The organism is Litchfieldia alkalitelluris (genome assembly GCF_002153425.1).
Classification (GTDB): Bacteria; Bacillota; Bacilli; order Bacillales; family Salisediminibacteriaceae; genus Evansella; species Evansella alkalicola.
This window is the reverse complement of sequence record NZ_KZ119600.1, coordinates 4,052,156-4,079,131: the sequence shown is the minus strand read 5'-3', so window position 1 is coordinate 4,079,131 and position 26,976 is coordinate 4,052,156. Positions and strand designations below refer to the sequence as shown.

The 26,976-nt window shown below is 38.9% G+C and carries 21 protein-coding genes; 18 read left to right on the top strand and 3 right to left on the bottom strand.

Annotated features, from left to right (window positions below):
• Positions 1-353 precede the first annotated feature (353 nt).
• The 16 genes from BW724_RS19310 (at position 354) to BW724_RS19235 (ending at position 18,586) form a co-directional block, all read left to right on the top strand.
• The gene (locus tag BW724_RS19310) at positions 354-1,460 is read left to right on the top strand and encodes a CapA family protein (protein WP_088076757.1); all 1,107 of its coding nucleotides are present in this window, start codon (positions 354-356) and stop codon (positions 1,458-1,460) included.
• A 249-nt stretch (positions 1,461-1,709) separates the two neighbouring features.
• The gene (locus tag BW724_RS19305; protein ID WP_088076756.1) at positions 1,710-2,654 is read left to right on the top strand and encodes an ABC transporter permease; all 945 of its coding nucleotides are present in this window, start codon (positions 1,710-1,712) and stop codon (positions 2,652-2,654) included.
• A 13-nt stretch (positions 2,655-2,667) separates the two neighbouring features.
• Positions 2,668-3,567: an ABC transporter permease gene (locus BW724_RS19300; protein ID WP_088076755.1), complete on the top strand. Its 900-nt coding sequence runs from the start codon at positions 2,668-2,670 to the stop codon at positions 3,565-3,567.
• 99 nt (positions 3,568-3,666) lie between these two features.
• The gene (locus BW724_RS24385; protein ID WP_088078077.1) at positions 3,667-5,712 is read left to right on the top strand and encodes an ABC transporter ATP-binding protein; all 2,046 of its coding nucleotides are present in this window, start codon (positions 3,667-3,669) and stop codon (positions 5,710-5,712) included.
• A gap of 648 nt (positions 5,713-6,360) precedes the next feature.
• Entirely contained in the window at positions 6,361-8,007 is a 1,647-nt protein-coding gene (locus tag BW724_RS19290) for an ABC transporter substrate-binding protein (RefSeq protein WP_176371478.1), read from the top strand.
• A gap of 104 nt (positions 8,008-8,111) precedes the next feature.
• Entirely contained in the window at positions 8,112-8,906 is a 795-nt protein-coding gene (locus tag BW724_RS19285; protein ID WP_088076753.1) for an alpha/beta fold hydrolase, read from the top strand.
• Positions 8,907-9,200: 294 nt separating this feature from the next.
• Positions 9,201-9,980, top strand: coding sequence for an enoyl-CoA hydratase-related protein (locus tag BW724_RS19280; protein WP_088076752.1), 780 nt, complete (start codon positions 9,201-9,203; stop codon positions 9,978-9,980).
• Positions 9,981-10,028: 48 nt separating this feature from the next.
• Positions 10,029-11,258 (top strand): FAD-dependent monooxygenase, encoded by a 1,230-nt coding sequence (locus tag BW724_RS19275; protein WP_088076751.1) that lies wholly within the window; start codon positions 10,029-10,031, stop codon positions 11,256-11,258.
• 139 nt (positions 11,259-11,397) lie between these two features.
• Positions 11,398-11,832 (top strand): acyl-CoA thioesterase, encoded by a 435-nt coding sequence (locus tag BW724_RS19270; protein WP_176371477.1) that lies wholly within the window; start codon positions 11,398-11,400, stop codon positions 11,830-11,832.
• Positions 11,833-11,872: 40 nt separating this feature from the next.
• A complete protein-coding gene (locus BW724_RS19265; RefSeq protein WP_088076750.1) occupies positions 11,873-12,829 on the top strand; it encodes a fumarylacetoacetate hydrolase family protein in 957 nt (318 codons plus the stop codon).
• Complete coding sequence (locus tag BW724_RS19260; protein ID WP_088076749.1) at positions 12,829-13,320, top strand: DinB family protein; 492 nt, start codon at positions 12,829-12,831, stop codon at positions 13,318-13,320. Before BW724_RS19265 ends, BW724_RS19260 begins: the two co-directional genes overlap by 1 nt.
• A gap of 17 nt (positions 13,321-13,337) precedes the next feature.
• Complete coding sequence (locus tag BW724_RS19255) at positions 13,338-14,459, top strand: cupin domain-containing protein (RefSeq protein WP_088076748.1); 1,122 nt, start codon at positions 13,338-13,340, stop codon at positions 14,457-14,459.
• A gap of 196 nt (positions 14,460-14,655) precedes the next feature.
• Positions 14,656-15,540: an SDR family NAD(P)-dependent oxidoreductase gene (locus BW724_RS19250; RefSeq protein WP_088076747.1), complete on the top strand. Its 885-nt coding sequence runs from the start codon at positions 14,656-14,658 to the stop codon at positions 15,538-15,540.
• A 187-nt stretch (positions 15,541-15,727) separates the two neighbouring features.
• Positions 15,728-16,315 (top strand): hypothetical protein, encoded by a 588-nt coding sequence (locus BW724_RS19245; RefSeq protein ID WP_088076746.1) that lies wholly within the window; start codon positions 15,728-15,730, stop codon positions 16,313-16,315.
• A gap of 159 nt (positions 16,316-16,474) precedes the next feature.
• Positions 16,475-17,539: a cupin domain-containing protein gene (locus BW724_RS19240; protein ID WP_088078073.1), complete on the top strand. Its 1,065-nt coding sequence runs from the start codon at positions 16,475-16,477 to the stop codon at positions 17,537-17,539.
• Positions 17,540-17,743: 204 nt separating this feature from the next.
• Entirely contained in the window at positions 17,744-18,586 is an 843-nt protein-coding gene (locus BW724_RS19235) for a fumarylacetoacetate hydrolase family protein (RefSeq protein ID WP_088076745.1), read from the top strand.
• A 270-nt stretch (positions 18,587-18,856) separates the two neighbouring features.
• Here the strand turns inward: BW724_RS19235 and BW724_RS19230 are convergent, their stop codons facing one another.
• On the bottom strand, positions 18,857-20,896 hold the full coding sequence (locus tag BW724_RS19230; protein WP_088076744.1) for a beta-galactosidase: 2,040 nt from the start codon (positions 20,894-20,896) through the stop codon (positions 18,857-18,859).
• A gap of 898 nt (positions 20,897-21,794) precedes the next feature.
• Here BW724_RS19230 and BW724_RS19225 point away from each other — a divergent pair.
• Positions 21,795-22,130 carry a hypothetical protein gene (locus BW724_RS19225; protein WP_088076743.1) on the top strand — a complete coding sequence of 112 codons (336 nt, stop codon included), beginning with the start codon at positions 21,795-21,797 and terminating at the stop codon, positions 22,128-22,130.
• A gap of 163 nt (positions 22,131-22,293) precedes the next feature.
• Positions 22,294-23,619 (top strand): transglutaminase domain-containing protein, encoded by a 1,326-nt coding sequence (locus tag BW724_RS19220; RefSeq protein WP_176371476.1) that lies wholly within the window; start codon positions 22,294-22,296, stop codon positions 23,617-23,619.
• Between the two features lie 300 nt (positions 23,620-23,919).
• Here the strand turns inward: BW724_RS19220 and BW724_RS23335 are convergent, their stop codons facing one another.
• Together BW724_RS23335 and BW724_RS19210 are read right to left on the bottom strand one after the other, a co-directional pair.
• Positions 23,920-25,467 carry a hypothetical protein gene (locus BW724_RS23335; protein ID WP_140355016.1) on the bottom strand — a complete coding sequence of 516 codons (1,548 nt, stop codon included), beginning with the start codon at positions 25,465-25,467 and terminating at the stop codon, positions 23,920-23,922.
• Positions 25,468-25,728: 261 nt separating this feature from the next.
• Positions 25,729-26,679, bottom strand: coding sequence for an MORN repeat-containing protein (locus BW724_RS19210; RefSeq protein ID WP_088076741.1), 951 nt, complete (start codon positions 26,677-26,679; stop codon positions 25,729-25,731).
• Positions 26,680-26,976 lie beyond the last annotated feature (297 nt).

Here is a 26,976-nt window from a genome sequence, read left to right as displayed (position 1 = left end):
AAGTCTGGGAGCATAAAATCTATTTGTCCCAGGCTTTTCAAATTAAAGAGCAACACGCTAACTAATGAGAGGAAAACTTCTTCTTTACTATGTAGGAATATTCATATACTTTTTCGTACATTAAGCACGTTTAAATTTAGAATTTGACTCTCTATAATAAAGTTACATTAAAACTACTAACACTATCGTTAACTTAGAATTCCGCAACAATTATTTTATTGTATTTCTAATAGAGTAACTATAAGTTAAGATTTCTTAATTTTATGATTAGTCTGAAAAAAATCCAGAATATCACCAAACTATTTAGAAAAACAAAGTATAGCTATTAATCTAAAAAGGGGAGAAACGTTTAAATGAATGATAGTAATCTCACGATGTTATGCGTAGGAGATATTATTTTAGGAAAAGATGCACAACCATATTTTGATTCAGTACATCCCTTTTTAGAATCTGCCGATGTGATTTTTGGACAACTGGAAGTTCCGTATACAAGCAGAGATGAACAGTCCGATGAACTAGAACGTCATCCTGAGTATCTAGAACCATTAGTGAAGGAAGGATTTTCTGTTTTGGCATTGGCAGGAAATCATTTAGCAGATGCTGGTGATATGGGAATTGAGGACACGATTAACTGGTTACGGGATCATGAGATTGAGTATGTTGGAGCAGGTATGAACATATCTGAAGCAAGAAGGCCAGTTATTTTGGAGCGAAATAAAACCCGCATTGGAATTTTGAAATATAACTGTGTTGGTCCAGAAGAAACTTGGGCTACATCTAATAAGCCAGGTTGTGCCTATGTAAAGGTATTAACCCATTACGAGCTGCAACATGCTAACCCTGGTGGTCCCCCTTCTATTTATACTTTTGCAGAACCTCAGTCTAAGGTCGAAATGGAAAATGATATAAAGGAGCTCCGAAAAAAGTGTGATGTTTTAGTCGTTTCATTTCACAAGGGCTTGGTTCACCAACCAGCAAAGATTGCAGCATATGAAAGGGAGTTATCCCATGCTGCCATTGATGCAGGCGCGGACCTTATTCTAGGTGAACACGCTCATTTATTAAAGGGGGTGGAAATATACAAGGGAAAAACGATATTTCACGGGCTTTGTAATTTCATTGCTTATGTCCCAAGTTTATTTCCAAAACAAGGTGATGACATGGAGGCATGGGCAAATAAGAGAATAGAACTATTTGGTTTTGCACCTGATCCAGAATATCCTACCTATCCATTTCACCCAGAGGCTATCTACACAATGTTGGCAAAGAGTAACATTGAAAATGGAAAAATAACTAGTACTAGCTTTATTCCGTGCATCGTGGATAAGGAAGGTAAACCCGTTGTTGTTGGTCGATCGAGTGGTGGTTTAGAAGTCCTTGAGTACATGCGTAACATAACGGAATTGGCAGGATTAGATACACAATATGAGTGGTCCGGTGATGAGATTATTATGAGGTAGGTTGTCAATATAATTGAGAGTATGTGCCATTATTATATCTGATATTTTGAAAGCGGTAACAAAGTTTACTAGCCTCCCACAGCAAAGAAGACACTGTGAAGAATGAACAGATGTACAGCGTGTACCTTGCGTGAAAGCGAATTGACCGTATCGAACACGAACCTGAACACAAACACAAGCTTAGTTTTATAAAGCTTGGGATGACTGAAGCAAGTCGTAAAGTCGCAAGAAAAGAGGGGAATAATCTATATGACTCAATTTATCATTCAAAGAATCTATCAGACAGTTATCGTCTTGTTTATTTTGAGTTTGTTCTGTTTCTTACTAATACACATGATTCCCGGAAATCCCGTGTTAACGATTCTGGGGGACGAAGCTACACCCGAGGAAATTAGGATGTTAACGGAAGAGTTAGGACTTGATCGCCCTTTACCTATGCAGTATTTATCTTGGCTCGGTGGCGTCGTTCAAGGGGATCTTGGAACATCGATTATTTATCGAGAGGATGTTAAGGATCTGATTCTCAAGAGATTACCTCCGACCGTTCATATTGGAATTACGTCTTTTATTATCAGCATCGTTGCAGGTGTTCCTTTAGGGGTAATAGCTGCAGTAAAAAGAGGTGGGTGGATAGATGGCTTTATTACTACTTCATCCAACTTTAGTATGGCAATACCAAATTTTTGGCTAGGAATTCTAGGGATTTATTTGTTCGCATTAAATTTAGGTTGGTTACCAGTACAAGGCTATGTTTCACCGACAGAGGATTTCTGGGCAAGCCAAAGGTATGTCATTATGCCTTCTCTAGTGTTAGGTTTATCAACCATGGCTATATTAGCAAGGCAGGCTAGATCTTCCATGTTGGAAGTGATTCGTCAAGATTATATTCGAACTGCAATATCTAAAGGAATAAAGACAAGAGTGGTCATTAGAAAGCATGCTTTAAAAAATGCAATTATCCCAGTTGTTACTATTGCAGGCTTAATGTTACCTAATATAGTTGGAGGATCGGTAATCATAGAACAGGTATTCAATGTGAATGGGATTGGGCGCCTTGTTCTACAGTCAGTTTTTAATCAAGATATTGTTGTTGTTCAAGGTTGTTTAATTGTACTAGCGATAGCAGTTGCCGCAGCCAACCTGCTTGTAGACTTATCATATGGATACTTTGATCCGAGGATCCGGTATAAATAAAGGAGTGTAACTTATGAGGACAGATACGTCTTTAGGCAAAAATGAGGTAATTGATTCTCCGCCTCAAAGAAAAGAACTTAAACGATTCTTAAAAGTGTTCCTTGGTAGAAAAATTGTCATATTCTTTGGCCTCATTTTACTTGCTGTCATTTTCACTGCGATCTTTGCTGAACAAGTAGCTCCATATGATCCTTACGCACAAAATCTAGGAAATGCATTACAACCACCTTCTGCAGAAAACCTTTTAGGAACAGATTCCCTCGGTAGAGATGTTTTAAGTCGGGTAATCTTTGGAGCTAGGACATCTTTAATAGTTGGTATTATTTCTGTATCCTTAGCTGCTTCTATAGGTGTCGTAATTGGCTTGATCGCAGGGTATTTTGGTGGGATTATTGATTCTATTATTTCAAGACTAATAGATGCAATTATTGCTTTTCCTGCAATCATTCTTGCATTGGCAATTGGAGCTGTAATTGGAGCTGGAATGTGGACAGTAATTCTTGCGTTAACAATTGGCCTTACCCCCTCCTATGCTAGGGTGATGAGAGGCCAAGTGCTTACTGTGAAAGAACAGGAATATATAAAGGCATCTGAGGTAATAGGTGCAAATAATATACGAATTATGTTTAAGCATGTTTTTCCAAACTGTATTTCTCCTATTATAGTCCTTATCACCTTAAATCTAGGAGTAGCTATTCTGGCAGAGGCTGCACTAAGTTTTCTAGGAGTAGGAATTACAGCTCCACAAGCAGCTTGGGGGGCAATGGTCAGTGAAGGACAACGATATCTAGTAAGTAACCCAAATCTTTCATTTGCTCCTGGTGTCTGTGTACTATTAATTGTTTTAGCTTTTAACATGGTTGGAGATGGATTAAGAGATGCTTTAGACCCTCGTCTAAGAGGCTCTATATAAAATCGACATTCTCGTTTAATAGAGCCAATCAATATCTAGATTTCATTTTCAATTAATCATACTGAGAATATGATTTCAAAAAAGGGAGGCAATATGGAGATGGAGCACCTCTTAGATGTAAAGAATTTGAGTACAGAGTTTAATATTGATGGAACCCATCTTAAAGCTGTGGATGACGTTTCTTATCATATTGATAAAGGTGAAATTGTAAGTTTTGTTGGAGAAAGTGGTTGTGGGAAATCTGTTACTCATATGTCTGGTTTACAATTGATTCCAACGCCGCCTGGGAAAATAACAGGAGGAGAGGTAATCTATAAAGGGATTGATTTACTTAAATTAAAACCCGATGGAGAAGAAATTCGGAAGATCCGAGGTGGGGAAATAGGTTTTATCTTCCAGGAGCCCATGACCTCTTTAAACCCTGTTTTGACAATAGGTGAACAAATCATGGAATCCATAATCTTGCATCTCAAGGTCGGAAGGGCAGAAGCGCGTAGGCGTACAATTGATATGTTGAAAAAGGTTGGGATTCCAGATGCAGAATCACGAATAGATGACTATCCCCATCAGTTTAGTGGTGGGATGCGACAACGACTAATGATAGCGATGGTATTGTCTGTAAACCCTAAAATAGTTATAGCTGATGAGGTAACAACAGCTCTAGATGTAACAACGCAAGCTCAAATATTAGAGTTGTTGAGGGATATTGTAAAAAGCATGGATACCTCTTTGATTCTAGTGACGCATAATCTAGGAGTTGTCGCTAGGTACGCCGAAAGAATCTATGTGATGTACGCTGGTACAGTTGTGGAAACAGGAACAACAAAGGAGATATTTAATAACCCGAGACACCCTTATACGATAGGATTGATGAATGCGGTACCAAGGCTTGATGATCCGAAAGATAAAAAACTTGTTCCAGTGGAAGGGCTACCACCTAATCTAGCAAATAAGAAAGATCAGTGTCCTTTTTTACCAAGGTGTGTTTTTCGAACGGAAGAATGTCATTCATCACCTGCCCCTTCATTAAATGAGGTGAGGGAGGGGCACGCAGCAGCATGTTATGTTGATGTAAGTAAAGTGCAGAATAATAATATCGTAGAAGATGAAGTGGCCTCTAGTATGATAGTCGGAGAGCAAGAAAAGCCAATCATCAATGAACCGGCATTACCAGAGGAGAATTTATTAGAGGTTAATCATTTGAAAATGTACTTTCCAGTTACTAAAAGTATATTTAAACGGAAAGTAGGAGAAGTGAAAGCTGTAGATGATGTAAGCTTCTACTTAAAACAAGGGGAAACACTGGGATTAGTAGGCGAGAGTGGTTGTGGAAAATCAACTGTTGCAAGAGCTATTTTACGCTTATATAACCCTTCTGAAGGTGAAATTAATTTTCAAGGTCAAGACATTTCGAAAATGCGCAAGAAAGTGTTACGACCACTTCGGAGGAATATATCAATGATTTTTCAAGATCCATTTAGTTCACTAGATCCTAGACAAACAGCAGAATCAGTCGTAGGAGAGCCGTTGATTGTTCATAACCTTGTCAATAACCGAAATGAATATACGCAGAGGGTAGATGAGCTATTTCGTATGGTAGGTCTTGACCCTGCCTTAAAAAATAGAGTGCCTCATGAATTCAGTGGTGGACAAAGACAACGAATTGGAATTGCACGTGCTTTAGCAAGTGAACCTTCATTAATAGTTTGTGATGAGGCTATTTCAGCCCTTGATGTATCTATACAGGCGCAAATAATTAATTTGTTAGAAAGTTTAAAGGAACAATTAAACCTTAGTTATTTGTTTATTGCACATGACCTTTCTGTTGTTCGTCATATTAGTGATCGTGTGGCTGTCATGTACCTAGGCAGGATCGTAGAGACTGCAGATTGGGAAACGCTATATGATAATCCAAAACACCCTTATACAAAAGCATTGTTAGGTGCTGTTCCAATTCCAGATCCATTTATAGAAGAGGAAAGGGAACATGTCGTTTTAAAAGGAGAAGTTCCTAGTCCATTGAATAGACCTACGGGCTGTAGTTTTCATAATCGTTGTCCGATAGCTACGCCAGAGTGTAAAACGATAGATCCATCACTAAGTGAGATTGAAGATGGACATGAGGTTGCTTGTATTAACATTTAAATAGCAAATAAATAGAGTTTAAGCATTGTTTTTCAATATTTATGGACTGTTTTCGAAAAAATTGAAGTAATGTACAGCACTGGAAATGGTGTGTCCCCCTGTATCATTTTAAAGTGTATACTACATACTCAGCTTAGAAGACAGTCTATCTTCTTTGACGCAATAACTAGTTTTGTAATCTCTAAATCTGAATGTTGAAACTAACTAATTAAGTACTCATGTAGGAAAATAAATTGTGAAATTAATACATTGTGTAGCTTAATAAGTATTACTACCTTTATGTACAATATAGAGTAAGAATTGACTAAACTGTAGCACTAATTGTCAAACCAAATGGGGCAATTCAACATTTGAATGGAGGAATGTATGCATGAAATAACACAATCAATGAATAATTGAAAACGCTATCAAACGTTAGGGGATTACTATATCTTCTGCACAAACTATGGAAATCTAGTGTGGAAGATAAATGGAAAGCTATGATTATGGAAAAATACAACGTACAAACGTAAAATCACATAAAATTAGCTGTTAAAATTTCTGAATTTTCAATCTTATATTGTTGGTTTACTAGTATTTTCAATTACTCATTCTGGTAGCTTGTAATGTGAACAGTATGAAGAAAAAACATAAGGAGAGTGTATGGAAATGATGAAACAAATTCAAGATAAATATTTTAAGATATTGCTCCTATTTTTAGTCGCAGGATTAGTTTTTGCACTTGCAGCTTGCGGCGATGATGATGCAGGCACAACAGGTGATAATGACGAACCTTCTGAGAATGGTGAGGAGTCAGAATCAAATGAAACGGGTGATGGATCAATAGATGAAAGTGCTGGGGGCGTACTAAAACTCGGGTCTGGAAATGTTAATATTCAAGCGATGGCAGTAGCTTCGGAACTAAGAGCCTTTCATGATATTTTTATAAGTAGAATGGCGGTAGAGCAATTGGGTACATTTGATGCTGATGGAGGTACGCAACCTCTCCTAGCTCAAAGTTGGGAAGAAAACCCTGAAGATGCAACCATTACATTCCAACTAAACGAAGGAATAGAATTTCATGATGGAACAGCTTTTAATGCAGAAGCTGTTAAATGGAATATTGACGAGTTTTTGGAATCAGGACGTAATGAACTTGATGATATTGAGTCAGTAGAGGTATTAGATGATTATATATTACAGGTTAATTTGAAGGAATGGAACAGTAGTATTTTGTCAGCAATAGCTCACTTTGTACCAATTTCTTCCCCAACTGCTTATGAAGAGCTTGGGAAAGAGGGATTAATGGAGAATCCAATTGGTACGGGACCTTATAAGTTTGTGAGTTGGGATAGGGATGAAAAAATTGTTTTTGAAAAAAATGAGAACTATTGGCAAGATGGTTTACCTTACCTAGACGGAGTGGAAATTCACTTTTATGCAGATTCAACTTCTGCAGAGGCTTCATTGCAAATGGGTGAAGTTGATGGCTACATTTCTGCTGATGCTTTAATGGCTAGAAATATAGAGGAAATGGATGGTTACAATGTAAAAGTACTAGAAACAGGATTGGGTGGATTAGCAATTGGTCTGACGACTGATAGTGCAAATCCAGATTCGCCTTTCTCTGATCCTGTAGTTCGAAGAGCCGTATCATATGCAATTGACAGAGATGCGATCGTCGACAATCTTCAGTATGGATTTGCAATTGCGTCTAACCAATGGGGGGTTCCTGGTGCACCAAGTTATAACGAATCTATTGAAATCACTTATGATCCAGATAAATCTAAGGAACTTTTAGCGGAGGCTGGTTACGGAGATGGATTTGAAACGATTTTAAATGTTTCCAATTCACCTACCATGATGCAATATGCAACGGCGGTTCAAGGCTACTTAGGCGAGGTAGGAATTGAAGTTGAACTTAATGCAATCGAGGACGGATTGTATAGAGAATTAACAATCGCTGCTATGGAACAACCTTGGGAAGGGCTGATTCAGTATAATACCCGTGGTGACCATGATCTTGCGACATACATGCCAAGGAACTTCTCACCACAAGCTACAACGTTTGGTCATAATCTTGCTCACTATGATGATATGCAAGAATTATATGCCCAAATCAAGAGTGCAACGGACGCTGCTGAGGTAGAAGAATTGTCTAAGGAGTTACAGAGACTAGCTGTATATGAATACGCATTGGGGACATATGTTTATGTGACTGGTCAACCTGCTCCACTCCATGTATCTGTAGTAGATACGGGAATTAACGAAGGTCATGCTTCAGAATGGACACCTCATTCTGCACGGTTTGAATAAGAGCTATACATTGTAGAGATTGTTTAAAACTAACCACCTCTTTTCAATAGTGAAGGGGTGGTTCTAATTGGAAATCCAACAACAAATACAGGGTGGGATACGGAATGCCTATAGCTAACGTAAATGGTATTGAATTGTTTTATGAAGAATTCGGTGATGGAGATCAAGTGATTATTTCTGCAGAATCCTATCATGGCAAAGGATCGTACCAAGAGATCCTAGCAGAAGCTGGTTATAAAGTTTATAAAGTTCAATTACGAGGATATGGAAAGTCAACTCATGTTTTTGAAGATTTAGGTGAAAAATGGGTTCCGACATGGGCAGATGATATTGTTCAATTCGCAAAACAGAAAGGAATTGATCAGTTTATCTACACTGGTGTTTCCCATGGTGCAGGAGTAGGGTGGTATATTTGTGATTTATACCCAGATGTACTGAAAGCATTTATTTCAGTTGTAGGTGTACCACATGATCGTTCTGGAGGCGAGTTTTCAAAACAAAGATTGCAGACTGTACGTGGAGAAGGTCCTCGTTTTTATATGGTACCAACAAATGATCCTGTCCGCTTGGAAAGGCAGGCACAAATAAAGAAGCACCTTGCTCAGGGTAAATCTAATATGACAATAGAAGAGCAGCAAATAAAGGTGAAGAAGCCATTCCCAGAATGTAAAACAAATGAGGAACTTGCTCAGAAATTAAGTCAGTTTAATATCCCGATTCTGTTACTTTGTGGCTGCTATGATGACGTTATTTCAGCTGAAATTTCTTTGATAGCGGCAAAGGCTATCCCTGGTGCAAAGGCAATTTTCTACCAAGATCATAGTCACACTTTGGCGACGGAAGGAAAAGAAATGATTGCAGAAGATATTTTGCATTATTTGAAGCAAAAGAAAATGTAAATGAACTGATACATTAATCCTCATGACCTAAATCCTACTGAACTGAATTGTAAAACGGCTTATGAGCGAAAGTATTAAAGTCGTTTCATCAATCATCTTGTTGGAATAATAAAGAAAGTTTCCTCCATAGTGTAGGTACTTTTCTAAAATGATTCTTTTTATAATAAACATAAGGAATTATTCCTAACCATAACAACGTTAGAGAACAGTAAGGGAGGTCTTAGAACACATATAAAACTTGAAATTTTACACTCTTTTATTTAATTCAATTCAGTTAATTACGGAGGGATAATGATGAGTTATGTATTACTAGATTGTGAAATAAACGAAAAAGTAGCTACTGTTACGATTAATAGACCACCAGTTAATCCATTAAATACCCAAGTTTTCAAAGAATTATATGAAATGATGGAGGAGTTGGAAGAGAATTCTAATGTCCATGTCATCATCATTACTGGAAGCGGAGAAAAGGCATTTGTCGCGGGAGCGGATCTTAATGAAATGAAGGACTTAGATACTGTTGGAATAATGAATATGAATGAAGTTTCGCGAGCTACTTTTTCAAAGATAGAAAATCTTTCAAAACCGGTGATCGCTGCTTTAAACGGTTTAGCTTTAGGCGGGGGGTTGGAGTTGGCGTTAGCCTGTGATTTAAGAATTTGTTCTGAGAAAGCAAAACTTGGATTCCCTGAGGTTGGATTAGGGATTATTCCTGGCGGCGGTGGTACTCAAAGATTGCAGCGGGTGGTTGGACAAGGGAAAGCAAAAGAATTACTTTATTTCGGTGAAATGTTCGATGCCCATACAGCATTAGAGCTACAAATAGTTAACAAAGTAGTACCTGCGGATGAAGTTATTTCGGCCTCGGTAGAATGGGCAGAAAAACTATCACAAAAACCTCCTGTAGCTTTGAGAATGGTGAAACAGGCAGTAACTTCAGGGGCGAATATGGATTTAGATTCAGGATTAGTACTTGAGGCCATGTGCTTTGGAAATGCCTTTGCTACAGCAGATCGTAAAGAAGGAATTGAAGCATTTGTTGAAAAAAGAAAGCCAGTTTATACAGGAAAGTAAAAATAGTTTACTAGTCATTCATGTTTATTCAGTTTGGGGGAGAACGAAATGAGTAAGGTAGAAAAAAGACAAGTAATCATCGTTGGAGCTGGACCTGTTGGACTTACAGCAGCGCTTGCTTTAAGGAATAAAGGGATTCCCGCAACAGTTTTGGAAGCGGAACCAAAAGATAGGCCACGTCCAGGAAGTAGGGCAATTTACATTCATAAAGCAACATTAACACTCTTAGAAAAAATATCACCTGGCCTAGGATTTACCCTTTCAAGAAATGGTGTTTCTTGGCCAATAAAACGAACCTTTTTTAGGGGAAAAGAAGTTTATATGAGAAATTACGGTGTAACAGATATGAACCACCCTACAAAACTGCCGCCATTCACTAGTTTGCATCAAGATAATATTGAGAACTTTATGTATCAAGCTTGTATCAAGGAAGGCGTTGAGTTTGTATGGGATTCTCCTGTCGCTGATGTAAGTACGAATAACGCTGGAGCTGTTATTACTACAGAATCTGGTGATAGATGGGAAGCGGAATATGTCATAGGAGCTGACGGTGCACGTTCAAAAGTACGTGAATCTGTTGGGTTGAAGTTCGAGGGACCTCGTACAGAAGACACATTTCTCGTTGTAGATGTGAAGGAGGATGAAGAAAATCCGTTACCATTAGAAAGGGTTTTTCATTATCAACATCAAGCAATGGGTGGTAGAAATGTGATGCTTGTTCCATTTAAAGGTGGTTGGCGAGTAGACTTGCAGTTATTAGAAGGTGATAACCCTGATGACTTTACAGAGGTGGAAGGTGTTAAGAAGTGGTTACCTAATGTGATGGATCCTAAATATGCAGAAAGGATTACATGGGTATCAAGTTATCGATTCCACCAAGTTGTTGCTAATTCTTTTACAGATGAAAACTGTAAAGTACTTCTCGCAGGTGAGGCAGCCCATTTATTTGCTCCTTTTGGTGCCCGTGGTTTAAATTCTGGAGTGCCAGATTCGATCATTGCAGTGGAGGGAATTAACAAAGCCCTTTTGACGGATGATCAGGAGGAAAAAAATAAGGCGATACAATTAGCGGCAAAGGAAAGAAGAATAGCAGCAGAATGGAATAGGAACGGTTCCACAACTGCGTTAATCCATTTACAAGGAAATTCCTCTTATATGAATATGAAGCGTGAATTAGCAGCTTCTTTGACACCGATCGTTCCGCGATTAGGACGATGGTTAGATGAAGGACCATATGGACCCAAATCAGGTCCACCAGAATTAACAACGAAGTACTAAACTAAATTATTGGAATAGCTCTGTTAAAGGGGCAGGTTGATTGTAGCGAAAGTATCTAGCACGAAGATCAAGCATCAATGTTTTCCAAAGCCTTTGTAATAGATAGAGAAGATCTTACTGAATTAATGGAGGGAGAGTTATGGGGAAATCTAGTATCAGGGGAAATGAGTATCAAACTAAAGTAAACTTCGGAGATTGTGATCCTGCTGGAATTGTTTTTTATCCAAACTTTTACCGATGGATGGATCAATCAACACATCATTATTTTACTGCTTTAGGGCATCCAACCTCACATTTAGTTATGAAAGAAAAAATAGGAATGCCGATCGTTGAAGCGAAATGTCAATTTCATTCTCCTTTATTATTCGATGATATCGTTACCATCCACTCAACAATAATTGAAATGAAAAATAAAGTTTTTACAATTAACCACGATTTTTATAAAGATGGGAAAAAAGTAGCTGGCGGATATGAAGTTCGTGTTTGGTGTGATATGAGCAGTGAAAATATGAAAGCAGTTACAATTCCAAATGATATTCGAAATGCAATTAATCATACTGAAAGTCTCGTTTAAAGGCTTTAGGTTTTGACTAATAATTAGGAGGGATTTTTCATTGAAGTTAGTAACTTTCCGCAAAGAAGATAATGTACGGACTGGGGCTTATGTAAATGATAAAGTAATAGATTTAAATCATGCATATGTCGCAATGTTGAAATCACAAGGTGTATCAAGGGTTGAGGAAGTGAGTAAGGCATTTGTACCTTCTAATATGATTGAACTGTTAGAAGGAGGGGATAAAAGTTTAGAAGAAGCCTCAAAAGCTATTGATTATGCTCTGGAAAATGAAGTTAGTAATCCTAAAATTGTTTTTGATAGAAAAGATGTAAAGCTAGAGGCACCTGTACTTAAGCCTAATAAAATTATATGTGTAGGTCACAACTACAGAGAACATATTTTAGAAATGAAGCGTGAGTTACCAAAATTCCCAGTAGTTTTTGCCAAGTTTAATAATGCAATTATTGGTCCTGAAGATAATATTCCGCACCCTGAATTCACAGAAAATTTAGATTATGAGGCTGAGTTTACCTTTGTCATTGGTAAGACTGCAAAAAATGTTTCGAAAGAGGATGCTCTAGATTATGTTGCAGGTTATACAATTGTAAACGATGTTACAGCGAGGGATTTACAACGGAGGACTATTCAATGGTTACAAGGAAAAACGCTAGATGGAAGTGCGCCAATGGGGCCGTGGTTAGTGACGAAGGATGAAATACCAAACCCTCATGATTTAGACATTTCACTCACGGTTAATGGGGAAGAAAGACAACGCTCCAATACTTCCAATCTCGTTTTTAATGTAAATCATTTAGTAGCATTCTTTTCAGAGATTATGACGCTAGAACCTGGGGATGTCATTTGTACAGGTACTCCAGGCGGTGTTGGATTTGCGAGAGATCCACAAGTGTTCCTAAAAGATGGGGATGTTGTGCGAATCGAAATTGATAAAATTGGCGCCTTAGAAAATACCGTAAAAGCAGAAGTGAATGCTCGTAAGAAGGAGGGAGTATAATGCCCTCAGTAAAAAATTATCAACAAGAAATGAATAATCATATCGATGGGATTGTTAATAGAGTTAAACAATTAAGTGATGATGAGATACATTATAAACCTGCTGAAGACGTTTGGTCTGTAATAGAAATTATTGGTCATGTGGAAGAGGTTATCACGTATTGGACGAAAGAATTAATTCGTGTCATTCAAGATCCTGATACTTCATGGGGGAGGGGGCTTCAAGACGAAGCAAGGCTTTCTGCAGTGGCGAATGCCCCTAAACGACAGGTGGCGGACATTCTAGAAGGGATTGAAAAAGCAAGGAATGATGCTAATGATCGTTGGAGTGAGGTAAGTGATAAGGATTTAGAGTTGCAAGCTCCTCATCGAAATCCTAAATTCGGGGTAAAACCAATGTCTTTTTTAGTAGAACATTTTATTACAGATCATTTAAAAAATCATTTAGGCCAAATTGAACGAAATCTGAAGGAGTTAAAATCAAGTAATTAATAAAGGAGGATGACATGATGGCAGAAGCAAATCCTTTTTTTAACAGTAAGGAAGTTCAAGACTTTAATAAGGAAATTCAAAAATATCACTTAGGACCACTATGGAATGCCATACCAGACTTAATGCATAAACAGCCAAAACCAGAGGCAGTACCATACTTGTGGAAATGGGAAGTGCTAGAAAAGAAGTTAGAAGAGGCAACACAAATTTTTACACCTGAAAGAGGTGGGGAAAGAAGAGCGATATTTTTCCAGAATCCAGGATTTCAAGGTAGGCAGCCTTGGGGTTGGGCATCAACAACTAATACGCTCTATGCTGCTGTTCAGCTTATTTTACCTGGGGAGGAAGCTCCTTCCCATCGCCATACACAAAATGCCATGCGCTTCATTACAAATGGAAGTGGCGCCTACTCTATCGTGCAAGGTCAAAAGATTTATATGGAAGAAGGAGACTTTCTAATTACGCCAGGTGGATTATGGCACGGGCACGGTCATGAAGGGGATAAACCAATGATTTGGATGGATATATTAGATATTCCAATTATCTATTCAGCGGCTGGAACGTTCTTTGAAGGTCATCCTGATGGTTTGGAAAAACCTTCATTACCTGATAACTATGGTGCACGTAGATACCGAGGAGGAATGGTCCGTCCAATTTCAGATCGCACAACGCAAGTTGCTCCAGTTGGATCATATAAATGGGCGCAAACGGAGGCAGCCCTTACTGGATTAAGTGATTTTGAACCAGACCCTTATGATGGAATTGCAGTCGAGTATATTAATCCATCAACTGGGACAACGGCTAATCCAACGATGGGTGCATGGATTCAAAAGCTACCTGTTGGCTTTCATTCAAAAGCGCATCGACATACTAGTTCAAGTATTTATCATGTTTATGAAGGAGAAGGTTACAGCGTTATTAACGGCATTCAGTACTATTGGTCCAAAGGTGATTATTTAGTCATTCCTAACTGGGCATGGCATGAGCATGTTAATACATCTACTAAGGAAGCCATTTTATTTTGTTCCAATGATATTCCTATTATGGAAAAGCTGGGTCTTCAAAAGGAAGAGGCATATACGAAAAATAAAGGATATCAAGAAATAACAGGTGAATTTTCTCCAGTCCTAGCAAAATAATGAAGATCCGCACCTGAATTTTTGAGGAAATTTAAGGTGCGGATTTTTTTCAAATGAGCTTTTCGAAAACTTTGTTGCTTTGATAAAGGACATGGAAAAGAGCCTTTTCAAATGAGGGTTTCGTAAACTTTGTTGCTTTGATAAGACTTGGAATTGAGCCTTTTCAAATGAGCTTTTCTAACTGGTGTAGGTAGGGGTGATTTTTATTACTTATTTACAGGAGAAGGTAATTATTGTTACAGGTAGTGGGCGAGGGATAGGGTATGCAATAGCAAAGTATTGCCTAGATGAAGGCGCAACCGTCGTTATTGTAGATTCAGTTATGGAGCGTGTTGATAAAGCTTTGAGTAGACTCCAAGACAATAGTGGTAGGATTTTAGGCATCCATGAGACTGTGGCGACTAGGGAAGGTGCTAAACGAATAATATCTGAAACAATTAATAGATTTGGAAAAATTGATGCACTGATTAATAATGCTGCAAAAACAGAGGACAATTTGCTACTAAACATGGAAGAAAGTGAGTTTAACAATGTCATTGATACGAATTTAAAGGGACCCTTTTTTTGCACAAAAGAAGTATTACCTTCGATGGTCCAGCAAGGAAACGGTCGTATTATTAATATGATCGCAGCATCTGGTCTTGCTGGTAATCCTGGACAAACCAATTATGCAGCTTCCAAAGGTGGTCTCTTGAGTATGACCTTAACTTGGAGCAAAGAGTTACGGAATAAAAATATTCAAGTAAACGCTGTTATTCCGACTGCTTGGACAGAAATGTCTGAGGAAATTCCGGAAAAAGTCTTGTTGAAGGTCATGGGAGAAGAGAAGCTTGATGAATTAAAAAGTAGGACTCCAAATCAAGTAGCACCACTGATTGGATATTTACTATCAGACGAAGGTGTTGGTGTTACGGGCCAGTGCTTTGGGATTGCAGGTAAACAACTTTCCGTTTGGGATTATGCTAAACCTGCCGAAGTATTTTCTACTGAGGAAGACAGGTGGGAGTTTGAAGAGATTGCGCAATTAGTGGAAGGGAATAAGGAAAAATTTAGAGTGAAGCCTGTTTCGCCGTTTTTATAGGTTAGGTTACTGAAAATATAGATTTTGTTGGGGCGGCGTTTCTGTAGGTTACTGGAAATTTAGATTTTGTTGGATCGGCGTTTCTGTAGGTTGCGGTAAATATAGAGGAACAAAAATAGCTAATAGATTTCATCGTTCATGATGGGAATGTTCTTTAGGGAAAATACTTTGGAAAGGAGATGGGTGAATGAATATTGATACAGATAGTAGAAAAACAGATCTCTTTGGCCCTAATACTAGCAATTTAGAGACTTTAGTTGAACGCTATTCTCGAATAAAGTGGTATCAAAATTTAGGTGGGGAAAATGACCAAAATGAAATAAGAGATTTAATCCATAAGTTTACTAGTAATTTTGACGTAGAGGACTATAGGATTAAACGATTAAGTAAAGAGCAACTACCAGAGTTTTTAGAAGGAATGAAATTGGAAGCGAGTCCTTTGTGGAATAGTTTGAATCAAATACCTATTAAAATGAAAGAGGCTATGGGGGAAACAGGGCGTGATGAACATCTAAACTATATAAATGATACAATTCCTGAGCAAGTTTTTCATGGGGCATTCGATGGTGCGTTTGAGCAATTAGAACAGTATGGTGAAGAAACAATTAGTTTCTTTACTGGTGCAGCAATGTACATTACGACTTTAGCTAGTGCTTGGGAGATTCTTGGTGATTTAGAGGAATGGCAATCGAATCACTTTATCCCATTAATCGAAATTGTTGAAAAGGGTCACTTACCATTAGGGTTGTATGAGAATAGATTTTACTATGTTTAAGAGCTTATACAGTTTTTTTCAACAAAAGCATAGATTTTACTATGGTTAAGCGTTTGAACAATTTTTTTATCAAAAGAAATGAACTTAAAAGTAATGATAGGAGGAGTGCAAGTGGAATCGGGAGCTGGAGCGGGAAAAAATGGTATTGATGAGTTGCAAATGTTGTCTCAAACATTAGAAGAGTCAAACTTAGGACCTTTGTGGGAAAACTTAGGTGAAATGGTTACAAAAGAGCCTACACACACGATTAAACCTTACCTTTGGAAGTGGGACGTCATTCGTGAAAATTTAATCAAATCTGGTGAACTATTAAAAGTAGGGAGAGCTGCAGAACGAAGAGTCATCTACTTACAAAACCCTTCATTAAGTGACAAAGTAGGTTTCGCAACAGAAACGCTATATGCCGGGATCCAATTACTTCTTCCAGGAGAAGTTGCGCCATCTCATCGCCACTCTCAAGGAGCAATACGTTATGTTATTGAAGGGGATGGAGCATTCACGACTGTAAATGGGGAAAAAACCTATATGAATGAAGGCGATCTTGTCCTAACGCCAGCTTGGACATGGCATGATCATGGGCACGAAGGAACAGAACCAATGCTGTGGATGGACGGCTTAGATGTGGGAATGGTTAAAAATTTATGTGGTTCCTTCTTTGAATTATTTGATGAAGATACTTATCCTGTAAAAGGCGTGCCAGATGGAACGATCTCGAGGTTTGCTGCAACAGGAGTCCGTCCAGTATCAGAGCGTAATAGAACAAGTGGTTATCCTTCACCATTGATCAATTACAAATGGAATAATATTGAAAAGGGATTAGAAGAATTAACGCGGCTTGAATCAGATGCCTTCGATGGTTATGCAGTTGACTATATAAACCCAATCAATGGTCAATCGGCAGATAAAAGAATCGGTTGTACGATGCAAAAATTAACAGGAAATATGCACACGAAAGCACACAGACATGTACACAGTGTCATATATCATGTGAAAAGTGGCTCAGGATACACCGTCATAAATGGAGAGAAATTTGAATGGTCTAAAGGGGACTTTTTTGTTATCCCACCTTGGAACTGGCATGAGCATCATAATACGGGTGAGGAGAACGCGTACCTATTTTCTATCAATGATCGTCCAGTAATGGATTTGCTAGGTTTAGAGATGGAAGAAGAGTATAAAGAAGACAATGGTTATCAAACTGTTACAAGTACGTTTTCACCTTGATGAGGTGAGGGTGTGGAGATGCGAAATTTTGAGGCCGGACAGCGCGCTGCGAAGATTTGAAGATGTGAGGACTTCGTGACGTGAAGTTGCGTTGAGCGATGATGCGAATATAGGTAGATGCGTTGAGCGAAGATGCGAATATGGTAAGACGTAGTGACTTGATGAAAAAGTATATATGTCATTCGTAAATTAAGGAGATAGCATATGAAATTTCTATTATTTGATGATTTTCAACTAGGGTTATTAAAGGATGACCAAATCTATGATATTGGAACTTTGCTTTTTGGAGATATGAAGCCTTATTGTCCAATGGTTGAACTTATACAAAACTATGAAAAATACAAGAAGAAAATTGAAAACGCATACAGCGACGCTGCTCGGGTGATTCCATTAAGTGATGTTAGATTAAGACAACCAGTTTCACGCCCTGGTAAAGTGGTTGCCACACCTGTAAATTATTTATCACATAAAAAAGAGATGAATGTTCAGCATACAGCAAGGGGACTTGGTTTTTTCCTTAAAGCAAACTCATCAATTATTGGACCATCAGATGTGATTGAGCTGCCTTATGAGGATCGAAGAATTGATCACGAATTGGAAATGGCCTTTGTTATTGGTAAAAAAGCAAAAAATGTAAAAAGGGAAGACGCACATGACTATATTTTTGGTTATACTGGCCTAAATGATGTTAGTTTAAGGCCTACGGAAGATAAGGTAGAAGAAAGGTGTTTAAGAAAATCTTTTGATACCTTTACTCCAATGGGGCCATGGATCGTTACCTCCGACGAAATTGGAGACCCCCAAGATCTTGAGATGTCTCTATTTGTGAATGATGAAAAACGACAAAAAGTAAATACAAGAAATATGATAGTAAGTATTGCGGAACAATTAGAGATTTTCTCCCACATCATGACGTTGGAGCCTGGGGATGTTGTTGCTACTGGTACTCCTGATGGTGTAGGTCCACTTAAAGATGGTGACATTGTAACGATCTATATTGAAAAAATAGGCACCTTTAAGAATTCAGTGGTGTTGAAAAAGAGATAGGTCGAGCGCGGGACGTGGGACGTAGAGGGTTGCGCTGGCGAGGTTGGGACGGAGACGGAGAGATCCGTCCCTTTGTTTGTGAATTTGTGAAACGGGTAAAAAGATTGTGAATCGGGCAAAAATGTTTGTAGTATGGGCAAAAAGTTTAGTTAATCGGGCAAAAATCAGCATAATAAAGGGAATTCGACAAAATACCACATCTCGTGAACGGGAGAACCGACCCTGCGTTTACATGTCTCCACCCTGTGAACGCAAGAACCGTCCCTGCGTTTACAGGATTACAACTCCGTATGGTTCCATGACAACTTCACCTTGCAACGCTTCACCTGTTAAGAGGTTCGTCCGCATATTTTTCACTTGAATTGTTTGCTCTGAATCTGAATAGTTTAATAGGAAAATAAATTCTTTTCCATTTTGGTCTTTTCGGATGGCTAACTCCACTTTTTGAGGGAGGACAAGCCACGATTCTACTGGAGATGTAATTTGTAATTCCTCTAGTAGAAAACTCGCGGATTCTTCTGTGAAAACACCACCAAAATAATACACTGTTCCATTACCAACTGAATTTTTCACCAAAGCTGGTTTACCAACAACATGTGATTCAGAATAACTTCCTATTACTTCAGCATTCTCAGATTGAACCTGCAAAACCTCACTGAAACCGTCTGATTGAAACGTTCCGACTCTAGTTTTAACAGAAGGTGCTGGGTGTTCTGCATTGTGAAGAGAAAACTCGTCCACCGTCACTCCGCAAAGCTCGCTCACTACACCAGGGAATGGCTTCATGTAACATTGCCCGGTCTTATCCTTATAGCCAGTGCGGCAGCCGAAAATCACATTTCCACCAGCTTTCACGAACGCTTCCAAAAGTTCGGAAGTTCTCTCTGTCATGATGGCGGGATGCGGATAAATCAACGTAGTATATTGGTTTAGATCCGCCAGCGTCGTGTGGTCGTTTATATAGGCTACGTCGGATGGGACATGGCTGTACTGAAGGGCCTTGAACCATGCCGTGTTACTTCTGTCGGAGAAGGGGCCGTGCCACAGATCCAATTCTCCATCCCATTCATTGTCATAATCTCGGACGATGGCCACCTCTGCCTGATACTCGGCCCCAAGCAGGTCATTTCCAATCTGGTTTAGCTCGCGCCCAATTGTTTTTGCCTCGTCCACTCGGCGGTTAGGCTGGTTATGATAATCATTAATGCCATGCCAATACGTCTCCGTGCCCATCGTCGCCGTCCTCCAACGGAAATAAAGAAGCATATCCGCGCCATGGGCAATCGATTGGTACGTCCACAGCCTCATCTGGCCTGGCTTGGGGGAAGGCTGTTGCATGCGATTCACCCATCCACCTGGCCCCGATTGCTGCTCAAACACGCCAAAGGTTGAGGAGACACTCCTCACATTACTCAAATTCCAGCCCCATTTTCGATCTAATAACGGATTTTTTCCCTTGTCTGGAAAAATCGTGCTGAAGTTTGGATACGAGTCATACGCGAAAAAATCGAGTAGATCCTCTGTCATTTGGTGGTTATCTATGTGACCGTACAGCCCATTCGTTGTGATCCATTGATGGGGTGCAACCTCTCGAATGATGTCGGCCTGAAGCTTCGCATAAGCAATTGTGCTATCAGAAATAAACCGTTTTTCATCCAACGCGAGGTGGGGATTTTGGGACTGAGATGGGTTAGGTCTCGGCAAATGTATTTGCTCCCAACTCGTGTATGTTTGACTCCAAAATACTGTTCCCCACGCTTGATTCACATTATCCAACGTCTCATATTTTTTCTTCACCCAGTTTTGAAATGCTTTGTGGTCTGCATCTGAGTAAAAAACATCGACTTCACAGTTAAACTCATTATCAAGCTGCCACCCAATGACTGCAGGGTGGTTTCGGTAATGTTCGACCATTTTCCGAACGATTCTCGCAGAAAATTGATGATAGATTTCTGCATTATAATTGTAATGTCTTCTAAGCCCATGCTGAAATTGAACCCCCTCTTGCGTCGAATTTAACACTTCTGGATATTTATGTGTCAGCCACGCAGGTGGGGTAGCGGTAGGTGTTCCTAAAACTACTTTTAGTCCGTGCTCATGGGCTAAATCGATCGCTCGATCAAAAAGTTCAAAGGAAAACTCCCCTTCTGAAGGCTCAAAAATGGCCCATGCAAACTCCGCCAGTCTCACAGTGGAGAAGTGCATCTCCTTCATACGTCGGTAATCGTCAGCCCAAAGTTCCTCAGGCCAATGCTCGGGATAATAACAGACTCCTAATTGGAATTCCTCATTTTGCACAAACTTTTTCATCTGCAAGTCCTCCTTAAATACTTAACGTCGGTTATGTAAAAAATTTATTTTAACTCTCTCTACTCAGAATACTACTTATTTAGTGTAAAAGTAATGTGAACAAGGGTAATTTTCTACATTTTGGTGCGAGTTAGGCTGGAAAACTATGAAAAGTAGGTGGTTTTGTGGATTGTGGGTGTGTGGAATCTGGATTTTTGGTCAATTTGGTGATGGGAAAATAGGGGGGAGACCTTATTCGCTATGGATAAGGTCTGTTTATTTGTTTGTGAATTTGTGAAACGGGCAAAAAGATTGTGAATCGGGTAAAAATGTTTGTGGTACGGGCAAAAAGTTTGTGAATCGGGTAAAAATCAGCATAATAAAGGGAATTCGACAAAATGCCGCATCTCGTGAATGGTAGAACTGCCTGTTTATCTCACACTGTGATCGCAAGAACCGGTCCCGCGTTCACAAAACTAGTTCATTATTAAGAACGGAACGATTTATTTTTGGAGACAAAATACCTATGTAAATAGATCTAGTATTTTATTATGGATGCTTACTAGCTGTCTATATATAGAATTAAACTACTATAAGTAGAATATCAGTTAATAACAAGTGAATAATGGAAATATTGAACAAATACAAAACTAGACATGATTTTACTGATTTTATTCGCTGTTTTTTAGACTACTTTTGAATTCTCGGCATTTACTTTCTTATTTAATTTATATAAAAAGTAGAAATATTTACTAAATGATAAAATTCCTAAATTAATACCATTTATTCCTTGTTTTAGTGTTGGTAGGCATGTATAATTAGTAAAAAGTACTATATAACGAATAACGGTCTATACATATATTGTTATGAATAATGTTTTATAGTTTTAATTTAATCTACTAAACTAGGGGGAATTTCTATGGTAAAGATGGACTTAAATACACTACCTGAGGAAGAACGTATAGTTTATCATACTTTGAATAAGTTAAATAGGTCAGAAAAAAGAGTACTTTTGAAGCTGATAGATGGGGCGGACAAAAACCAAATTTGTGAATATCCTCAGGTGAGCCGTGAAATTAGGAAATTAGAATCAGTTGATTTAATAACACTAAACTATGATTATGAGGGTAGTCAGTACAGTTTTTTTGTAATGCCAAAAGCCCCTCAACTACTGAAAAAGCTTAAGCGTCCTTCTAATAGAAAGGCTGTATTCGGTATGTGGGGACTGATTTCAAGCTTTTCAAAGAGTGTGTAAATCAAGGTTTAACGATTTAGAATAAAAATCCACCCCTAGATAGGTGACAAAGGGACGGTTCTTGCGTTTACGTGAACGCAAGAACCGTCCCTTTGTTTACTTCATTAGTGGTAAAATAATGGTAGGGCATACATTTTATTGTTTTGTAAAGGAGAAGGGGAAAATGGGACGGGGTAAATACTATGTACTTCTTATATTACTAGGGACTGTTTTGGTAGGTTTACACTATATGGGAGAAGCTGCGAGTCTATTTTTTGACGAAAAATCTTTCATAAGTTCTTCTTATCCAGAAACTGTGCCAACGAGTGAGGTGGACCTTACAGTTGATGAAGAAGCTATTTTGTTGGAAGGGATAGGGGCCACCACAGAGTTGGAGTCAGAAAATAATCTGGTTGAAGAAACGGCCGGTGTAGTTGGTTCGGCCGGTCCAACTGATGCAACGAATACTACTAAAGTTTTGGCAACAGTAGAAGATGGTCTATATGCAGCAATATTAGAGGCACTGCTAGAGATGAAAACGCAGATAAATGTTGGAGCATATAGTTTGGATAGTGATGAGGTCTTTGGAGTGAGAATGCAAGTGTTAGAGGACAATCCGGAAATCTTTTATTTTGAACATCAAGACAGTAGTTTTTGGACGAATGGAACGCTAGAGTTTAACTACAAGTATTCCAGAGAATCTATAAGTGAGGCTGTTACCGTATTAGAAAACAAGGTTAGTCAAATTATTGAACAGGCAATTAAACCTGGGATGTCTGATTTGGAAAAAATATTAGCGTTGCATGATTACATTGTCTTGAATACTACATATGATTATGACAATTATTTGAATGGGACAATCCCTGATGAGTCATACACTTCTTATGGGGCGCTTATCCTTGGTACAGCTGTTTGTGATGGCTATACGAAAGCGTTGAATTTATTGCTGCGTGAGGCAGGGATTGAAACGAGATATGTAACTGGAAAGGGGAATGGGGAGCCACACGCATGGAGTCTAGTCCAATTGGATGGAGAATGGTTCCATATTGATGCGACATGGAATGATCCTGTACCTGATCGAGCAGGGCAGGTCCGATATAAATATTTCCTAGTTAGCGATCATGTTCTGGCGCAAGATCATTCTTGGGATACTGGTGACCTTCCACGTGCGGATAGTAATCGGTTTTCTTACTTTAATAAGATTGAAAGTGGAGAGCGGGTGGGGACAACCATCTATTATACAGATGATGAAAGTTTACTCCGTATGGATTTGAGCAGTGGTTTTAATCAAAAGATTGCTAATGTGAGGGCATATGATATAGCAGTTGACGGCGAGTGGCTCTTTTTTAGTAATTATTCCAATGGGGGTTATTTATATAAAATAAGAAAAGATGGTAGCGAGTTAACGAATCTCAATACGATTCACTCTAGAGAAATTTTAATCGAAGACGGCTTGATATATTTTACTGATCAAGGTAACCAGCATCGCTATTATATGGAGATCCGCTAGAATAGTTGAGGTAAACAGCGGGACGGTTCTTGTGTTCACGACTTAGTCGTGAACGTATGAACCGTCCCTGAGTTTAGCTGAGTTTATTCGCTATGGATAAAGTCTGTCCCTTTGTTTGTGAATTTGTGAAACGGGCAAAAAGATTGTGAATCAGGTAAAAATGTTTGTGGTATGGGCAAAAAGATTGTGAATCGGGTAAAAATCAGCATAATAAAGGGAATTCGACAAAATACCACATCTGGTGAACGGCAGAACCGCCTGTTTATCTCACACTGTGAACGCAAGAACCGTCCCTAAGTTTTACCCCATTCTTGTATAGAAAAAGATTCCGAAGCCTGATAAAACCAGTAGTGCTCCTACTAATAGTAGATTGAACAAATTGGTAGCCGTGTTAGGTAGTGCATCGCCTTCCGTCTCTTTTTCTTCTATTGTTTCACTTGATGAGGGTGCTTCTTCCTCCGATTCATCATCCTCTGTTGTATTTGGAGGATCTTCTCCGTCTTCATCATCGCCGTTTGGATCTGGTTCAGGATCTGGATCTGGCTTAGGGTCTGGTTCAGGCTCAGGATCAGGTTCAGGCTCTGGTTCCGGATCTGGCTCTTTCTCCTGCACCTCTGCAAAGACGCCGTAAATAGAGAATGAATCAACTTCTAGTATCAATTGATTAGACGATTCATCCACTATAGCTCCTGTGGCTACCCATTCCTCTGTTTCTTCATTGTAATAATAGATGTCCACATCATCTGCATCATACTCAGAATCGTAGCCCATTTTGAGGACGTAGTCACTTATACCAAAGTCTCCGTACGTATAGATATGGGCATCAAAATGGACAACGTCACCGACTATTTTTTTATCTGCAGAAAAATCAGGTATATTACTTTCATCTAGCAACGTGGCAATGATCCAACCCCCTTCTGTATGACCGTCTGGTGTTTTTAAGAAGGTTGAGGAATCTTCTAACCACAACGTTTCGTATACATGAAAGACGAACTCCTCACCAGAGGTAATGGCAAAGTGGTATTCCCTCACGATAAAATTAACAGTTTCTGTAAGGTTCCCATACTCAACGATAATTTCAGCTTCCCCAAAACCGTTTACCTCAAAGTTAGCATGATATACATCCCCATATACATGAGTGACATCTATAAAGCTCACAATCTCATCGTCATTGACAGTGTAAATAGCATCTTCGCTGACGTTTTCCCACGAGTTGTCTGTATTAAGTTCCACATTGATACTAATTATTTCACCAGGAAGGGCATATGGGTGGTTGTATCGTTTGGAAAATGGTGTCACTTCAAGAGTAGGTTCATTAGCATCAAGCTCTTCCTCTTCTCCTACAGAATCTTCGTCATTTGTGCTCTCCATATGTTCAATTTCGGAATCACTAATTTCTTCTTCATTCAAATTATTAGCCTCTTCCTCATCAGCAGTGAATACGACATCTTTTACCTCAGCGCCTTCCGTCACTCCAAACAGTGCTTTCTCGGCTTGTGTTGAATCGGTTGTCATGCCTTGGATGGCATGACCATTTCCGTTGAAAAATCCAGTGAAAGGCGTAGTATCGGTTCCAATCGGCTCCCAGCTCTCCTCTTCACTCCATGGGCTTTCAGAAAAATCAATGTCCCTAGTGAGCTCATAATGAAGTCCTGGCTCGTCATTGCGAATGTCATCGAGCTTCTCTAGTGTGCTAACTTGAATAGGCTCGTCTGCAGTCCCTGAGTCATTTGCATTAACATTAACTCCTATGCCAAATAAACCAATCCCAAGTGCCAACAAAAGAATGTAAAAGAAGGGGTGTTTATTGCGGTCACAGAGCTTTCGCTTTCTCATACTCATAAACATGTCTTTCACTCAACTCCTTTCTGTATTTTGAATTATTTGCTCTCCCTATGTATTTAAGTTAATAAATTCATAGATATATTAAATTTATCAAGAAGTTGGTAGGACGGAAATTATGCGAAAGTATAATATTTTGGGTGGGAGTTTGATTCAATGCGGATTGATGCGGAGCTAGAATAGTTAATTTTCAAATTGCTTCTTTTAAAAAAAGACGGTTCTTGTGTTCACGTTGAATCGTGAACGCAAGAACCGTCCCTGAGTTTACTAATCTTGAAATCTATCTTCTATGAAAGTTCCTTGATGAATGATTTCTCCATCTTTCAGTAGCGTTCCTTCACCGTGCCTTTCCCAATCTTTCCATTCCCCAACGTAGGATTCACCATTAGATAGAATTGCCTCACCATACCCATTCGGTTGGTCATAAGCCCATTCCCCTTCGTAAATGTTTCCTTTGCGGTCTACTAACTTGCCATGGCCATGACGGAGTCCATCTACATAATCCCCTTCATATGTTACGGTCATCCATAAGAATTTTATCGTTTCTACACCGTATCCAGATCTTTCGTTGTTTTCCCAGTATCCTTCGAAGTGGCTTTGCAAAAATACACCTAAGTTCATACTTTCTTCCCCGGGACCAGATTTAATGTCGTTATCCCAATGACCTGTAAAGAATCCAGAGTTGTTGGTTAATGTACCAACACCGTGTTTATCGCCACTGTCATTTCGATCTCCACTATAGACACCGTAAATGATTCCTTCATCTGACTCGAACGAACCCCCGATTGCATCTATGTCAAAATCATCACCAACTAGGCCAATCACGATTATCGCTGTAAGGGAGACCGCAAATGCACCACCATATAACAAACTGACTCGCTTACGTGTTGGTGTGGATTTTTGCCACCATAAGCTTAGTTTTGGCTTAACCATTCCTAGTATGAAAAAAGCAGGTGCGAGAAACAATGCAGCTAGTATAACAATAAGGACGATTGCCCCCACAAGCATGCCTAGCATTTGCAACATCATTATCCATGAGATGAACGCGCCGTAGATGAGAAATAATAGTGGTAAAATTGGTGCCCCAAAATATAAAAGTGCTCTTAATCTACCACGCTTTTCTACTGGTCCCCATCTTATGATAAATGCTGGCTTAATGAGTGAAATAAAAAGGGCAATGATTGATAAAACAGTTAAGATAATAAAAATGTTGATCATGTTGCTTACCTCCAAGAAAGTTTTATAAATATATGTATAGGTAAAAAGTAATAGCTTTTTAATTATATGATAGTTTTATACATAAGCCTACAAAAAAGGATAAATTCTGCCATTATGACCGTATAACCCCAAACAGCAAGTATCATCCTAGCAAGTATAAAAGCAAGGTATTAAATGTAGCAAAGCTATTTACCTATTCGTTGTAAATACTGCACTTTGAACAACTAAAATAGATAGAAAAGTCTGGTTAAGTAATCATTGTTAGGGCAGCCATATATTGCTATAATTAAAATTAAA

Bases quoted from the DNA above. Each gene is read 5' to 3' on its own strand.
- BW724_RS19310 (WP_088076757.1), top strand. From the start codon at position 354: ATGAATGATAGTAATCTCACGATGTTATGCGTAGGAGATATTATTTTA.
- BW724_RS19305 (WP_088076756.1), top strand. From the start codon at position 1,710: ATGACTCAATTTATCATTCAAAGAATCTATCAGACAGTTATCGTCTTG.
- BW724_RS19300 (WP_088076755.1), top strand. From the start codon at position 2,668: ATGAGGACAGATACGTCTTTAGGCAAAAATGAGGTAATTGATTCTCCG.
- BW724_RS24385 (WP_088078077.1), top strand. From the start codon at position 3,667: ATGGAGCACCTCTTAGATGTAAAGAATTTGAGTACAGAGTTTAATATT.
- BW724_RS19290 (WP_176371478.1), top strand. From the start codon at position 6,361: ATGATGAAACAAATTCAAGATAAATATTTTAAGATATTGCTCCTATTT.
- BW724_RS19285 (WP_088076753.1), top strand. From the start codon at position 8,112: ATGCCTATAGCTAACGTAAATGGTATTGAATTGTTTTATGAAGAATTC.
- BW724_RS19280 (WP_088076752.1), top strand. From the start codon at position 9,201: ATGAGTTATGTATTACTAGATTGTGAAATAAACGAAAAAGTAGCTACT.
- BW724_RS19275 (WP_088076751.1), top strand. From the start codon at position 10,029: ATGAGTAAGGTAGAAAAAAGACAAGTAATCATCGTTGGAGCTGGACCT.
- BW724_RS19270 (WP_176371477.1), top strand. From the start codon at position 11,398: ATGGGGAAATCTAGTATCAGGGGAAATGAGTATCAAACTAAAGTAAAC.
- BW724_RS19260 (WP_088076749.1), top strand. From the start codon at position 12,829: ATGCCCTCAGTAAAAAATTATCAACAAGAAATGAATAATCATATCGAT.
- BW724_RS19255 (WP_088076748.1), top strand. From the start codon at position 13,338: ATGGCAGAAGCAAATCCTTTTTTTAACAGTAAGGAAGTTCAAGACTTT.
- BW724_RS19245 (WP_088076746.1), top strand. From the start codon at position 15,728: ATGAATATTGATACAGATAGTAGAAAAACAGATCTCTTTGGCCCTAAT.
- BW724_RS19240 (WP_088078073.1), top strand. From the start codon at position 16,475: ATGTTGTCTCAAACATTAGAAGAGTCAAACTTAGGACCTTTGTGGGAA.
- BW724_RS19235 (WP_088076745.1), top strand. From the start codon at position 17,744: ATGAAATTTCTATTATTTGATGATTTTCAACTAGGGTTATTAAAGGAT.
- BW724_RS19230 (WP_088076744.1), bottom strand. From the start codon at position 20,896: ATGAAAAAGTTTGTGCAAAATGAGGAATTCCAATTAGGAGTCTGTTAT.
- BW724_RS19225 (WP_088076743.1), top strand. From the start codon at position 21,795: ATGGTAAAGATGGACTTAAATACACTACCTGAGGAAGAACGTATAGTT.
- BW724_RS19220 (WP_176371476.1), top strand. From the start codon at position 22,294: ATGGGACGGGGTAAATACTATGTACTTCTTATATTACTAGGGACTGTT.
- BW724_RS23335 (WP_140355016.1), bottom strand. From the start codon at position 25,467: ATGTTTATGAGTATGAGAAAGCGAAAGCTCTGTGACCGCAATAAACAC.
- BW724_RS19210 (WP_088076741.1), bottom strand. From the start codon at position 26,679: ATGATCAACATTTTTATTATCTTAACTGTTTTATCAATCATTGCCCTT.